The sequence below is a fragment of the Halobium salinum genome, from assembly GCF_026586625.1.
GTDB lineage: Archaea > Halobacteriota > Halobacteria > Halobacteriales > Haloferacaceae > Halobium > Halobium salinum.
Map to the genome: position 1 here is coordinate 270167 of NZ_JAODIW010000008.1, position 13492 is coordinate 283658.

A 13492-nucleotide genomic window follows, 5' to 3' on the forward strand; every position below is an offset into this window, starting at 1 on the left:
GTCGCCGGCACGGCCGCCAGGTCTCCGAGGGACTGTCAGTTCGGGGCGGAGTCGTCGAGCAGCTTGCGGACCGAGACTGCGACGACCTCCAGCGCCCGCGCGTCCAATTCGTCCGTCGTCACGATGACCCCGTGGCCGCCGGTCGCGACGCGACTCGCGAAGCCGCCCGAGAACACGCGAACGGTGAACTCGTAGTCGCCGAACCCCGGAGAGAGGTCGTCGTCGTGAAGGTGGGTGACGTACGGGTCGTCGGGCCACACCTCCAGCCGCTCGTTCTCGACGAGCGCGGCCTTCACCGTCCGCGCCGTTCGCTCGTCGTCGTACAGGTCCTGTCGAAGGTAGAGCAGGTCGAAGGTCTCGGGTGTGAAGTACACCACGCTCCGGAGCTCGTCGCCGAGGCCGGTACGGCACGTGCTGACGATGCTCTCGTTCAACTCGGAAGTGAGAGCGGAGTCCATGAGAAGAGTAGGTGGGAGACCAGATAACGGCGCCGGTGAGACGGTCGTGGAGCGCGGTCACCCGGTGACTCCGGACGGACATGTTTTGCCGGTTCCACGCCTACGGTACCGTGGACCATGACCGAGGCAGATGTCGACAGCTTGTCCGGGAACCGAATGGAGGAGACCGAAGCGCGGGCGTTCCTGAAGGAGCGCGGAACCGGCGTCCTCTCTCTCGCGCGCGAGGGCGAGGCGTACGGCTTCCCCGTCTCGTTCGGGTACGACGAGGACGCCGACCGTATCTACTTCGTCTTCGTCGGCTACGGCGAGGAGAGCCGCAAGGAGTCGTTCGCCGGCGAGACGACGCGCGCGAGCCTCTGTGTCTACGCGGCCGACTCGGCACGGGACTGGCGGAGCGTCGTCGTCGACGGGGCGATCGACGCCGTCGAGGACGGCTGGGAGGACTCCCGGGCGGCGCTCGAGGACAACGCCTGGTATCCGAGCCTCTTCTCCGAGGCCGACCCCCGTCGAGACCTGTCGGTCTGGGGGCTGAACGTCGAGTCGATAAGTGGGTTGCGCGGCCCCGACGCCGAATCGACGTCGGAGTAGTCTGGGTCGGAGTCCTCTGAGTCGGACTACGCGTCGTTCATGCGGACTTTCTCCTCCGAGCCACACACGTCACACTCCGAGACGCGGTAGGGCTCGCGGGAGAACTCCGCGTTGCGCTCGCGCTCGCTCTCGGTGACGAGCTCTATCGAGACTGTGTGGGTCGTCCGCGTATCGCACACGGTACACTCCTCCGTATCGGCTTCTGGGGGTTTTCGGCTTGACATAGGCATTCCGGCGTGCGCTCGGGGCGGCCGCCCCGCCCCGGCGCTTCCGACTCTTCCTACATGCGGGCGACGGAAAAGGGTAGGGATACGCTGTTTAGGTTCGTTCGGGTCAGATTCGAAGACAGTTAGGTTCGGTTTCCGAACCCGGGCCTAATCGGTCGTCCGGCGGAGGACGCAACCGGCACACGGCGGCGAGAGGGACTCGCCGGTCGGTGTGAGACAGGGAACCACGTCCATCGACGCCGTGGCGTGGCGTTCGGCCGCACGCACCGCCAGGTCGGCGCAGCCGTGTCGGCTGAAGCGCCTCGCGTGTGACACTCGCGGCCGACGAGGCTCAGTCGACGGCGACCGTGAAGTCGATAGCCGACTCGGTGACTCTGATATACAGCGTCTCCGCGTTCCTGCCATCCGACTCGGACCCCACGTCCCACTCGTGTTCGTCGCTCGCACCGTCGGCGACGGTCACCGCCGCTCGGTGCGGTCCAGTCGCGTCGAGCGGGTCCTGAAAGTCCACGTGGTCCGATGCGTCGACGTCGACGGCGCGCTCGAACACCGTCTCGCCGGACGCGACGTGGACGACGGAGACGTCGACCGAGACGCTCGACTCGGTGTGATTGCTGAGATAGATGTCCGGTGTTTGGCCGCCCGGTCCGACCGCGTAACAGCCACTCAGGGCCGCGACCGTGGAGACTGCCAGGGAGGTAACCCGCCTGCGGGTGAAGGGGCGTCTGAGCACGGCACCGACGACTCGGCGGCGACCCACAAAACGGTATCCGAAGGAATCACGTCGGCGTGTCAGCGCGTCACGAGCGGACGAATCCGCTCGCCGGCATTGCGCTCAGTCGCACCTCCGCGACGGCGCGTCGGGGCGTGCCAAGCCGCGCCCCGTCCGCGGTCGCTCCGGGCTAATCGTCCCGAGTCGGCGGCTCGTCGCCGCGTGACGGAGCACGCGGCGAACCACGGCCGACTCGGCTAGTCGTCCCACACCACCGCGTCGGCGAATCGAGCGCGCACGAACGCGCGCTCGTCGCGGCGCTCAGTCGCACCTCCGCGACGGCGCGTCGGAGCGTGACGAGCCACGCTCCGTCCGCGGTCGCTCCGGGCTAGTCGTCCCCTGACACGTACTCTACGCCCTCCCGACCCTCCTCGCCGGGTTCGACGGGCGCGGCCGACTCGGGGAGGGACTCCCGGACGTCCTCGCGGCCGTGCTCCTCGATGGCCTCGTGGTAGGCGTCGGGCATCACCTTCACGAAGTCGCCCACAGCCGAGGACCAGTCGTCGAGCAGGTCGGCGGCCCGGTCGCTGCCGGTGTGGGCCGCGTGGTTCTCGACCAGCCGACGGAGCATCGCCTCGTCGGACTCGTCGAGGCGCTCGTGGAGCGTCACCATCCCGGTGTTCGCCTTCTCGGGGAACTCGCCGTCGGGGTCGTAGACGTACGCCACGCCGCCGCTCATCCCGGCCGCGAAGTTCCGGCCGGTGTCGCCCAGGACGGCGACGACGCCGCCGGTCATGTACTCACAGCCGTGGTCGCCGACACCCTCGACGACCGCCTTCGCGCCGGAGTTGCGCACCGCGAACCGCTCGCCGACCTGGCCGTTGACGTAGGTCTCGCCGTCGGTCGCGCCGTACAGGCAGACGTTCCCCGCGAGGATGTTCTCGCTCGCCTCGAAGGCCGCGTCCTCGGGCGTCCGGAGGACGACCGTCCCGCCGGAGAGCCCCTTCCCGACGTAGTCGTTCGCGGCGCCGGTCAGCCCCATCCGGACACCGCGCTGGAGGAAGGCCCCGAAGGATTGGCCGGCGGTGCCGCCGAACTCGCAGATGATGGTGTCGCGTGCGAGCCCCTCGCCTTCGGTCGCCGTGGAGATGCGGTTCGAGAGCAGCGCGCCGACCGCGCGGTCGACGTTCGAAACCTCGCCGTCGACGTGGACCGGCTCGCCGCGCTCGATGGCGGCTTCGGCCTCCTCGAGGAGCGCCCAGTCGAGCTGGTCGTCGAGGTCCGAGTGAGCCTGTTCACGGGTCTTCCGGCGCTGGTCGCCTGCGGGCTCTGCGACGACCGCCGAGAGGTCGAGATGCTTCGCCTTCGGGTGGTCGGTGTCGCGCTGGGTGAGCACGGCGGGTCTGCCGACCATCTCGTCGAGGGAGCGGAAGCCCAACTCGGCCATGATCTCCCGAAGCTCCTGGGCGATGAACGTCATGTAGTTCACGACGTGGTCGGGCTGGCCGGGGAACCGCTGTCGGAGGTTCTCGTCCTGCGTCGCGACGCCGACCGGACAGGTGTTCTCGTGACACTGCCGGGCCATCACACAGCCGGAGGTGACTAGGGAGGCGGTGCCGAAGACGTACTCCTCGGCGCCGAGGAGGGCGGCGACGGCCACGTCGCGGCCGGTCTTCAGCCCGCCGTCGGCGGAGACGCGAATCCGGTCGCGCAGGCCCGTGGCGCGGAGCATCTGGTTCGCCTCGGCGAGGCCGAGCTCCCAGGGGAGGCCCGCGTTCTTGATGCTCGTCTTCGGCGAGGCGCCGGTGCCGCCGTCGTGGCCGGAGATGTGGACCACGTCGGCGTTGGCCTTCGCGACGCCGGCGGCGATGGTGCCGATGCCGGCCTCGGAGACGAGCTTTACGTTGATCTCGGCCTCAGGGTTGGCGGCCTTCAGGTCGTGGATGAGCTGTTTGAGGTCCTCGATGGAGTAAATGTCGTGCAGCGGCGGCGGCGAGATGAGCCCGACGCCGGGGGTCGCGTAGCGCACGTGGGCGATCATCTCGTTCACCTTCGAGCCGGGGAGGTGGCCGCCCTCGCCGGGCTTCGACCCCTGTGCCATCTTTATCTGCAGTTCGTCGGCCTCGGCGAGATACTGGCTGGTGACGCCGAAGCGGCCGGAGGCGACCTGCTTGACGTTACACTCCTTCTCCGTACCGAAGCGCTCGGGCGGCTCGCCGCCCTCGCCGGAGTTCGACTTCCCGCCGATGCGGTTCATCGCGATGGAGTTGTTCTCGTGGGCCTCCGGGGAGAGGCTCCCGAGACTCATCGCGGCCGTGGAGAAGCGCTCGACGATGTCGGACACCGGTTCGACCTCGTCGATGGGAACCGGGTCGCGGTCGGGGTCGAACTCCAGCAGACCCCGGAGCGTGGCGAGGTCCTCGGACTGGTCGTTCACGAGGTCGGCGAACTCGCCGTACCGCTCGTAGTCGCCGGAGCGGACGGCCTGCTGGAGCGTCCCGACCGTCTTCGGGTTCCAGCCGTGGTGGAGGCCGCCCGAGCGGTTCTCGTACTCGCCCTGCCGTTCGAGGTCGGGCGCGTCGCCGCCGAAGGCGACCTGGTGGCGGGTGAGCAGGTCGTCCTCTATCTGTTCGATGCTGATACCCTCCGTCCGAATCTCGGTGCCTTCGAAGTACTCGGCGACGAAGCCGGAGTCGAGCCCGACGGCCTCGAATATCTGGGCCCCCTGGTAGCTCTCGACCGTGGAGATGCCCATCTTCGCCATCGTCTTCAGCAGGCCGTCCTCCAGGGCCTTCCGGTAGGCCGCCTTCGCCTTCTCGGGGTCGGCGCCGTCCGGCCCGGAGACGATGTCCTCGATGGACTCGTAGGCGAGGTAGGGGTTCACCGCGCCCGCGCCGTAGCCGACGAGGGTCGCGAGGTGGTGGACCTCGCGGGGGTCGCCGGACTCGACGACGAGACCCGCCCGGTTTCTGAGACCGTCGCGGACGAGCGTGTGGTGGACCGCGCCGGTCGCGAGCAGGCTCGGCACCGCCACGCGGTCGGGGCCGACCGCTCGGTCCGAGAGGACCACGACGTCGGCGCCACCCTCGATGGCGTCGCGGGCGTCGTCGCGGACGCGCTCGACCGCCGCTTCGAGGTCGACGCCGCGCTCGTAGGTGGTGTCGACGACGACGGAGCGGAGGCCGTCGGCGCCGTCGTCACGGTCGCTCCCGTCGAGCGCCTTGACCGCCGCCGTCGCCTCGTCGGTCAGGACGGGCGAGTCGAGTACGAGTTGGCGGGCGTGTGCGGGCGACTCGCCGAGCAGGTTGCGCTGGTTCCCCAGCCGGGACTGCAGCGAGGTGACCAGCTCCTCGCGGATGTAGTCGAGCGGCGGGTTCGTCACCTGCGCGAACAGCTGTTTGAAGTAGGTGAACAGCGGCCGGTCCAACTCGGTGAGAACCGAGAGCGGCGTGTCGTCGCCCATCGACCCGACCGGGTCCTTCCCCTGTTTCGCCATCGGCTCGACGAGGTGGTTGAGCTGGTCGTGGGTGTAGCCGAAGGCGGCCTGGTGGGCGCGGACGGAGCGGTCGTCCGCGGCGAGTTCGCCGTCGCCGTCGTCCTCTGCGCCGTCGGGGTCGGTGTCCGTCTCCGCACCGTCGGCGCCGTCCGCGTCGAAGTCGGCCGCCTCGGCGTCGGCGAGCAGGTCGTCGAGGTGGCGCTGCTCCTCGCGGAGCCACTCGCCGTACTTCGGGTCGGTGAGCCCCTCGAACACCTCCTCGTCGGGGACGACGCGACCTTCCTCGGGGTCGGCGACGAACAGTTGGCCGGGTTGGAGGCGACCGCGTTCCTCGATTTCGGCGGCGGGGGTGTCGAGGGCGCCGGCCTCGCTCGCCATCACCAGACGGCCGTCGGTCGTCACGTCGTAGCGGCAGGGACGGAGTCCGTTGCGGTCGAGCACGGCGGCGATGCGGTCGCCGTCGGTGGCGGCGACGAGCGCGGGACCGTCCCACGGTTCGACCAGCGAGGCGTGGAAGTCGTACCAGTCCTTGCGTCCCGCGTCCATCCGGTCGTCGCCCTCGAACGCCTCGGGGACGAGCATCCGGAGGACGTGAGGAAGGTCCCGCCCGCCTTGGAGGAGCAGTTCGACGGCGTTGTCGACGCTCGCGGTGTCGGATTGGTCCGCGCTCGTCACCGGCCGGAGGGTGTCGAGGTCGTCGCCGAGTTCGGGGTGTTCGAGGTCGTTCTCGCGGGCGCGCATCCAGTTGACGTTGCCGCGGATGGTGTTGATTTCGCCGTTGTGGATGACGTTCCGGTACGGGTGGGCGAGATGCCACGCCCCGAGGGTATTCGTCGAGAACCGGGCGTGGACGAGCGCGAGTTCGGACGACACGCGCTCGTCGGCCAGGTCGGGGTAGTACTCCCGGAGCTGTTCGGCCGTCAAGAGCCCCTTGTAGACGACCGTCTTTCGCGAGAGCGAGCAGACGTAGAACCGGCCCGCACCGTCGGTTTCGAGGGTCTCGACGGCCTTCTCGGCCGCGCGACGGGCGACGTACAGCGCCCGGTCGAACTCCGAGAGGCCGCTGGCGCCGGGGTCGACGTCGACGCCGTCGTCGGGCGCGACGAACACCTGTCGCACGGCGGGTTCGTTCTCCAGTGCGGTCTCGCCGAGGCTCGCGTTGTCGGTCGGGACGTCGCGCCACGCGAGAACGTCGAGGTCGTAGTCGGCGAGTGTCGCCTCGAACGTCGACTCGACGGCCTTGCGCGCGTCGTCGTCGGTCGGGACGAAGAGGGAGCCGACCGCGTACTCCTCCGGGAGGTCGGCGTCGACGACTTCGGCGAAGAAGGCGTCCGGCCGCTGGAGGAGGATGCCCGCGCCGTCACCCGTGTTCGGGTCCGCCCCCGTCGTTCCGCGGTGTTCGAGGTTCGCGAGTAGGTCGAGCCCGTCCGATACGACGTCGTGGGAGCGACCCCCCTCGAGGTCGACGACGGCGCCGACCCCGCAGTTCGATCGCTCGTCGGTCGGGTCTGTCAGCCCGACCGACTCGTCGCTCCGTGGCTTGGTCATACACGTGCGGACCAATCACACAGGTAAGAGTCTACTCCTGAATGAATAAGGGTACATTTGTGTCATGGGTATGGATATAAGGTGTCTATGTCTCTCAAAGGATAGACTCGAATCCGAGTGAACAGTAGTGAGCGTCGGACCGGGGACTGAGCCACGCACGAAGCCCGGACGCCGACCGGCGCCGACCGCGTGGGTCGGGGGCGCTCAGTACGACTTCGCGAAGTACGCCGTCTCCTCGGCGTCGTCGCCACAGACCGCACAGTCCTCGCCCTCGTGAACGTGCTTCTCCTCGTCGTCCTCGAAGGGGACCATCACGATTTCCGCCGCGATCTGTTCTTTGATTTCGGTCTCGCAGTCCTCCTCCCCACACCAGGGCGCACGGACGTAGCCGCCGTGCTGGCCGATGGTTCCGAGAATCTCGTTGCGCTCGGTCGCGTCGCGGACGCCCTCGGCGAGGGTCTCCTCCGCGGTCGCGTACAGCTTCGCGAACACCTCGTCTAAGTGCTCCTCCGTCGTCTCGACGATTCCCTCGCGGGAGACGGTCTCCTCGGCGCCGTCGGGGCGGTGGACGACCGTCACCTCGTCGTCTTCGACCTCGTGGGGGCCGATTTCGAAGCGGACGGGGACGCCCTTCAGCTCGTGTTCGTTGAACTTGAAGCCGGGGTTGCGCTCGTCGCGGTCGTCGAGTTCGACGCGCACGCCCGCCTCCTCGAGGTCGGCGGCGACGCCGGTGGCGTACTGGAGCACGTCGTCGCGGGTGTCGTCCTGCCAGATGGGGACGATGACGACCTGCTCGGGGGCGACGGTGGGAGGCAGGACGAGCCCCTGGTCGTCGCTGTGGGTCATGATGAGCGCCCCGAGCGAGCGCCACGAGAGCCCCCACGAAGTGGTGTGAGCGGCCCGCTCCTCCTCGTCCTCGGCCGAGAACGTGAGGTCGAACGCCTCCGCGAACGACTGGCCGAGGTGGTGGCTCGTCGCCCCCTGCACGGACTTCCCGTCGGGCATCAGCGCCTCGACCGTGGTGGTCGTGTGCGCGCCGGGGAACTTGTCGTGGTCGGGTTTCTGTCCCCGGAGCACGGGGATGGCGAGGGTGTCCCGGTAGAGGTCCTCGTACTGGTCGAGACGGGTCATCGTCTCGTTCCACGCCTCGTCGTGGGTCTCGTGGGCCGTGTGGCCCTCCTGCCAGAGGAACTCCTTGGTGCGGAAGAAGGGCTTCGTGTCCGTCGCCTCCCAACGCACGACCGAACACCACTGGTTCACGCGCAGGGGGAGGTCGCGGTGGCTCCGGACCCACTGGGCCATGTAGGGGGCGATGATGGACTCGCTGGTGGGACGGACGGCGAGGCGCTCCTCCAGTTCCTCGTAGCCGCCCTGCGTGACCCACGCCACCTCGGGGTCGAACCCCTCGACCACGTCCTTCTCCTTCTCCAGGTAGGACTCGGGGATGAACAGGGGGAAGTAGGCGTTCTGGACGCCCGTCGCCTTGAACGCGCCGTCGAGTTCGTTCTGGATGGACTCCCAGAGCGAGTACGCCCGGGGCCGGGTGACGATGAACCCGCTCATCCCCTCGGGACCGTAGTTCGCGAGTTCCGCCTTCTGTACGACTTCGGCGTACCACTCGCCGGTGTTGTACTCCTTGGACTCGGTGATTCCGAGGTCCTGTCCGTCGTCTGCGTCGCTCATTGTCGAATGGATTCGGTCGGGGGCGGTAAGCGTTCTGGAAGTGTGCTAGTCGGGAGGGGCGCCAACAGGTTGTTCGACAGCGGCCACGATGACCCCGAAAGCCCCCGGCGGTCTCGACTCGCGCGGCTCGCTGCGGTCCTCACTCACTCGCTCCGCTCGTTCGTTGCGGTCCTTTCGTCGTCACCAGAAGCCGCGGGCTTCTGGCTGGCTCACGAGAGCTTTGCTCTCGTGAACGCCGTGCTTCGCCGAGACCGTCGGCCCCTTTCAGTCCCACCCACGGTAGTTCCGGACTCACGTCGAGCCTCCGAAATCGGACGCGTACCCCGGGATTTCGGCCGAGGGTCGTTCCCCTCACTCCTCGACCGGCTCCACCGCGAACGGGCTCTCCCCCTCGCGCCACTCCCAACCGGGCAGTCGCGTCTGAAAGCCCGCGGCGAGCGCCGCGTCGAGGTCGTCGGCGCCGGCCGTGTCGTCTTCGCCCTCGTGTGTGTGTACGTCCGCGAGGTGGAACGTCGCCTGTGCGAGCGTCGAGAGGGGCTGACCGCCGGCGACCGCGGCCGCGAGTTCCCGGCCCAGCACCTCGTCGACGACGAACCCGGGGTAGTCGCCCTCGACGTCGAGGTCACGGAGGAGGGCGACGAGGGCGGCGACGTTGACCGCGAGGTCGCCGTCGGCGAAGACGGCGTCCACCTCGGCGCGGTATCGGGCCTCGGAGACGTGAGCGACCTCCGTCTCGAACAGTTCACCGAGGCGGTCGCGGGTGTCGTTGAGCAGTCCGACGACCGTCGGGGCGCGCTCGCGGCAGCGGTCGCGTTCGGCGGCGACCGTCTCGGGAGTGAGTCGCATACTCGGAGCGACGGCTCCGGGACTCTTCGGCGTTACGTAGGGTGGTTCTAGCGTCGGTGGGGACGACGGCATTTGCGAAGCCCTTTTATAATCGGAGAGCAATTCAGCGAATAAGCGGGTTTTCGTGGCTCTTCCCGCAGTTCGACACTAACGAGAGTGTATTTCATCCGCCTATGCGCTTTCGCACGACCGGCAACGGACTCGCTCTCCCGGTCCCGGTGACCGACGGAGCGTCCCACTGTGTCCCACCCGGAGCGGGAGGGGAGACCCACGCCGCGACCCCGGCGGACCGTTTCGACCCATGAGTTCAGTTGAGAAGCAACTCGAGGACCTGAAAGCAGAGATCGACGGCGAACTTCCGAGCGACATCACCGTCTCCGACGTCAAGTACGAGGGCCCGGAGCTGGTGGTGTACACGCGCCATCCAAAGGAGTTCGCGAGAAACGGCGACCTCGTCAGGAAGCTCGCCAGTAAACTGAGAAAGCGCATCACCGTGCGTCCGGACCCGGACGTGCTCTCGGACCCCCGCGAGGCCCGGGAGAAGGTGATGTCGGTCATCCCGGAGGAGGCCGGCGTCACCGACCTCGACTTCCACGCCGACACCGGCGAGGTCGTCATCGAGGCCGAGAAGCCCGGCATGGTCATCGGCCGACACGGTTCGACGCTCCGGGAGATAACCAAGGAGGTCGGTTGGACCCCCGAGGTCGTCCGGACGCCGCCCATCGAGTCCTCGACGGTCTCGAACGTCCGGAACTTCCTCAAGCAGGAGCGCGAGGAGCGCCGCGACATCCTCGAGCGCGTCGGCCGGCAGATTCACCGCGAGGAGATGTCGAAAGACGAGTGGGTCCGCATCACCACGCTCGGCTGCTGTCGCGAGGTCGGCCGCGCGAGCTTCATCCTCAACACGCCCGAGACCCGCATCCTCATCGACTGCGGTGACAAGCCCGGCGCCGAGGGCGAAGTGCCGTACCTGCAGGTGCCCGAGGCGCTCGGCGCCGGCCCGCAGAACATCGACGCGGTCGTCCTGACCCACGCCCACCTCGACCACTCCGCGCTCATTCCCCTCCTGTTCAAGTACGGGTACGACGGGCCCATCTACTGCACCGAGCCGACGCGGGACCTGATGGGCCTCCTGACGCTCGACTACCTCGACGTGGCGAGCAAGGAGGGGCGCACGCCGCCGTACGAGTCCGAGATGGTGCGCGAGGCCATCAAACACTGCATCCCGCTGGAGTACGGCGACGTCACCGACATCGCGCCGGACGTGAAGCTCACCTTCCACAACGCGGGTCACATCCTCGGCTCCGCCGTCTCGCACTTCCACATCGGCGACGGCCTCTACAACGTCGCGTTCTCCGGCGACATCCACTACGAGGACACCCGCCTGTTCAACGGCGCCGTCAACGACTTCCCGCGCGTCGAGACGCTCGTGATGGAGTCGACCTACGGCGGACGCAACGACTACCAGACCGACCAGGAGGACTCCGAGAAGACGCTCGTCGACGTCATCAACCGCACCCACGACCAGGGTGGGAAGGTGCTCATCCCGGCGTTCGCCGTCGGGCGCTCCCAGGAGATCATGCTCGTCCTCGAGGAGGCGATGCGCAAGGGGAAGATTCCGAGCATGCCCGTCCACCTCGACGGGATGATTTGGGAGGCGACGGCCATCCACACGACCTACCCCGAGTATCTCCGTGACGACCTCCGCGACCGTATCTTCCACGAGGACGAGAACCCGTTCCTCGCCGAGGAGTTCAACCACATCGACGGGGGCGAGGACGAGCGCCAGGACGTCACCGACGGCGGCCCCGCAATCATCCTCTCGACCTCCGGGATGGTCACCGGCGGCCCCATCATGTCCTGGCTCCGCCACCTCGGCACCGACCCCGACTCGAACCTCGTCTTCGTCGGCTACCAGGCCCAGGGGACCCTCGGGCGACGCATCCAGAGCGGCTGGGACGAGATTCCCGTCTCCGACCGGAACAGCTCCGGGCGGACGAGCACGCTGTCGCTCAAAATGGGCGTCGAGACCGTCGACGGGTTCTCCGGCCACGCCGACCGACAGGGCCTCGAGAACTTCGTGAGTACGATGAACCCACGCCCGGAGAAGGTGCTCTGTGTCCACGGCGACGAACGCTCCGTACAGGACCTCTCCTCGGCGCTGTACCACGACTACAACATGCGGACGTTCGCCCCGAAGAACCTCGAAACGTTCCGATTCAAGTAGGTCGCCGGCGACCGGTTACGCCGAACGACCGTTCTCCCCGGTGTATTTTCCGTTCGGTCGGCTTTCGTTATAAGTCGCTTCGCCGTTGAAGCAGACGTACTTTATCAGTGTCGCCGCAAGTATCGGGCGTCCGGAAGGGGGCGAGTTCCGCGTCTTCAGACGGAGGGAGGGAACGACCCCACCGGCCGGACGCCGACCCCGCGGTCGGAAGGCGTGGCCCCACCCACCCACCCCACGCGTCCGTTCCGTCCGCGGGGTTCGGCCGTCACACGGTCCAACTCTCCCCTTCGGGAGAGTTTCCCCCTACCGACCCGGAGCGGTCGTGTCGTCGTCCACCATGTCCGAGGAAATCCCGAGTCTGGGTGTCTGCCCGCGCTGTGAGCGGACGCTGGGCGAGGAGTGGCTGCTCATCGAGTACGAGAGAGCCGACGGGAGTCGGGGGCAGTTCGCCGAGTGCCCGGAGTGCGACGCCGTCGTGGCGCCCGAGTCGGAGTAGGCGGTGGTCCCGGGAGTCGGGCCGAGGCTCGGGTGAGGCCCGGGCGAGGCTCAGATGAGGTTGTCGAGCTGGTCGTTCTGGAACAGCGAGTCGGCGCTCTCGCGTTCCTCCTCTATCGCGTCGGTCTCCTGCTGAGCCGCCTTCGCGCGTTCGAAGAACTGCTCGACGCGCTTCGAGCGTTCGACCCCGCCGAGCAGGACGAGCGCCGCGACCCGCTCGGAGCCGAGCGGGAAGTCGCCGCCGCGGACCTGCATGCAACCGAGCTCCTCTTCGAGCCAGCTTCGAGCGCGTTCGACACCCTTGCGCGAGAGGCGGTCGGGCTCGCCGGCGATGGCGAGCAGGGCCGCCTCCGCCTCCGTCGCGTCCGGAAGGCTCGTCCCGGTCAGGAGGGCGCGACGGGCCGTGCTCATGACGACGTTGATGTTCTCCTCGGCGTCCGGGGCGGCCTCGGCGGTGGCGTAGCCGAGTGCGGCGATGCCGCCGGTGCGGAGGGTGTTGATGACCTCGCTGGTGTCGACGACGCTCTCGCCGACCCCCTCGACGGCCTCGCCGGCGGCCAGCAACAGCCCGAAGCGCTGGGCGATGGCCTTGTTGATGGCGTCGAACCCCTCCTCGACGCTCTCGCCGGCCGAGTGCCAGGCGTCGTTGTCCACGAGGAGCGTCGCGTCGGCCTCGCGGGCCAGCGTCTTGAGCGAGCGGCCGGCGTTCACCTGGTACATCGACCCCTCGCCCTGCCCGGGGAGGACGCCGAGCGCGTAGACGGGGACCGAGTAGATACGCGAGAGCTCCTTCACGAGCACGGGCGCGCCGCCTGAGCCCGTACCGCCGCCGAGGCCGGCGGCGACCCAGATGGCCTCGGCCTCGCTCGTGATGCGCCCTTCGAGGGCCTCGACGACCTCGTGAGAGTCGGCCTGCATCACCTCGGCGCCGAGTTCGTTGTCGCCGCCGACGCCGTGGCCGTTCACGCGGTCCTGTCCGATCAACACCGTGTCGAGGGGGAGCGACCGGAGGTCGGTCTTCGCGCTGTTGACCGCGAGCGCACCCGTGACGGCCCCGAACTCCATCTCCGCGTCGAAGTTCGCGATCTCCGTCGCGAGTTTGCCACCTGCCTGTCCGACACCGATCAGGACGGTCTTCATACCCGTCACTCCGAGTCAGCTGCCTTGAATTTTCCGACGGCGAGAATTTATCCCGAAAGAGGCGACCACCCT

Annotated in this window: 10 protein-coding genes; 3 read left to right on the plus strand and 7 right to left on the minus strand. The window is 68.3% G+C overall.

Annotation, left to right across the window (positions count from 1 at the left end):
- Positions 1 to 35: 35 nt before the first annotated feature.
- On the minus strand, positions 36 to 458 hold the full coding sequence (locus N5095_RS13550; protein ID WP_267623417.1) for a DUF7522 family protein: 423 nt from the start codon (positions 456 to 458) through the stop codon (positions 36 to 38).
- Between the two features lie 117 nt (positions 459 to 575).
- On the opposite strand from N5095_RS13550, the gene N5095_RS13555 reads away from it, so the two are divergent.
- Entirely contained in the window at positions 576 to 1046 is a 471-nt protein-coding gene (locus N5095_RS13555; RefSeq protein ID WP_267623418.1) for a pyridoxamine 5'-phosphate oxidase family protein, read from the plus strand.
- 26 nt (positions 1047 to 1072) lie between these two features.
- Here N5095_RS13555 and N5095_RS13560 read toward each other — a convergent pair whose 3' ends face one another.
- The 5 genes from N5095_RS13560 to N5095_RS13580 form a co-directional block, all read right to left on the minus strand.
- The gene (locus tag N5095_RS13560; protein ID WP_390203206.1) at positions 1073 to 1270 is read right to left on the minus strand and encodes a DUF7835 family putative zinc beta-ribbon protein; all 198 of its coding nucleotides are present in this window, start codon (positions 1268 to 1270) and stop codon (positions 1073 to 1075) included.
- A 334-nt stretch (positions 1271 to 1604) separates the two neighbouring features.
- Positions 1605 to 2006 (minus strand): Ig-like domain-containing protein, encoded by a 402-nt coding sequence (locus tag N5095_RS13565; RefSeq protein WP_267623420.1) that lies wholly within the window; start codon positions 2004 to 2006, stop codon positions 1605 to 1607.
- A 367-nt stretch (positions 2007 to 2373) separates the two neighbouring features.
- Positions 2374 to 7029: a glutamate synthase large subunit gene (gene gltB / locus N5095_RS13570; protein ID WP_267623421.1), complete on the minus strand. Its 4656-nt coding sequence runs from the start codon at positions 7027 to 7029 to the stop codon at positions 2374 to 2376.
- Positions 7030 to 7233: 204 nt separating this feature from the next.
- Positions 7234 to 8712, minus strand: a complete 1479-nt coding sequence (proS, locus tag N5095_RS13575) for a proline--tRNA ligase (RefSeq protein WP_267623422.1) — start codon at positions 8710 to 8712, stop codon at positions 7234 to 7236.
- A 351-nt stretch (positions 8713 to 9063) separates the two neighbouring features.
- On the minus strand, positions 9064 to 9558 hold the full coding sequence (locus N5095_RS13580) for a DUF7984 family protein (protein ID WP_267623423.1): 495 nt from the start codon (positions 9556 to 9558) through the stop codon (positions 9064 to 9066).
- Positions 9559 to 9859: 301 nt separating this feature from the next.
- Between N5095_RS13580 and N5095_RS13585 the strand changes: the two genes are divergently transcribed.
- Together N5095_RS13585 and N5095_RS13590 are read left to right on the plus strand one after the other, a co-directional pair.
- Positions 9860 to 11785 (plus strand): beta-CASP ribonuclease aCPSF1, encoded by a 1926-nt coding sequence (locus N5095_RS13585; RefSeq protein WP_267623424.1) that lies wholly within the window; start codon positions 9860 to 9862, stop codon positions 11783 to 11785.
- 337 nt (positions 11786 to 12122) lie between these two features.
- Positions 12123 to 12281 (plus strand): DUF7837 family putative zinc-binding protein, encoded by a 159-nt coding sequence (locus N5095_RS13590; protein WP_267623426.1) that lies wholly within the window; start codon positions 12123 to 12125, stop codon positions 12279 to 12281.
- 50 nt (positions 12282 to 12331) lie between these two features.
- On the opposite strand, the gene N5095_RS13595 is transcribed toward N5095_RS13590, so the two are convergent.
- Positions 12332 to 13420, minus strand: coding sequence for a tubulin/FtsZ family protein (locus N5095_RS13595; protein WP_267623427.1), 1089 nt, complete (start codon positions 13418 to 13420; stop codon positions 12332 to 12334).
- Positions 13421 to 13492: the final 72 nt, after the last annotated feature.

What these genes read in the sequence shown, in the direction of transcription:
- N5095_RS13550 (WP_267623417.1), bottom strand. Translation starts at nt 458, where the DNA reads ATGGACTCCGCTCTCACTTCCGAGTTGAACGAGAGCATCGTCAGCACG.
- N5095_RS13560 (WP_390203206.1), bottom strand. Translation starts at nt 1,270, where the DNA reads ATGTCAAGCCGAAAACCCCCAGAAGCCGATACGGAGGAGTGTACCGTG.
- N5095_RS13590 (WP_267623426.1), top strand. Translation starts at nt 12,123, where the DNA reads ATGTCCGAGGAAATCCCGAGTCTGGGTGTCTGCCCGCGCTGTGAGCGG.
- gltB (WP_267623421.1), bottom strand. Translation starts at nt 7,029, where the DNA reads ATGACCAAGCCACGGAGCGACGAGTCGGTCGGGCTGACAGACCCGACC.
- N5095_RS13585 (WP_267623424.1), top strand. Translation starts at nt 9,860, where the DNA reads ATGAGTTCAGTTGAGAAGCAACTCGAGGACCTGAAAGCAGAGATCGAC.
- N5095_RS13595 (WP_267623427.1), bottom strand. Translation starts at nt 13,420, where the DNA reads ATGAAGACCGTCCTGATCGGTGTCGGACAGGCAGGTGGCAAACTCGCG.
- proS (WP_267623422.1), bottom strand. Translation starts at nt 8,712, where the DNA reads ATGAGCGACGCAGACGACGGACAGGACCTCGGAATCACCGAGTCCAAG.
- N5095_RS13580 (WP_267623423.1), bottom strand. Translation starts at nt 9,558, where the DNA reads ATGCGACTCACTCCCGAGACGGTCGCCGCCGAACGCGACCGCTGCCGC.
- N5095_RS13555 (WP_267623418.1), top strand. Translation starts at nt 576, where the DNA reads ATGACCGAGGCAGATGTCGACAGCTTGTCCGGGAACCGAATGGAGGAG.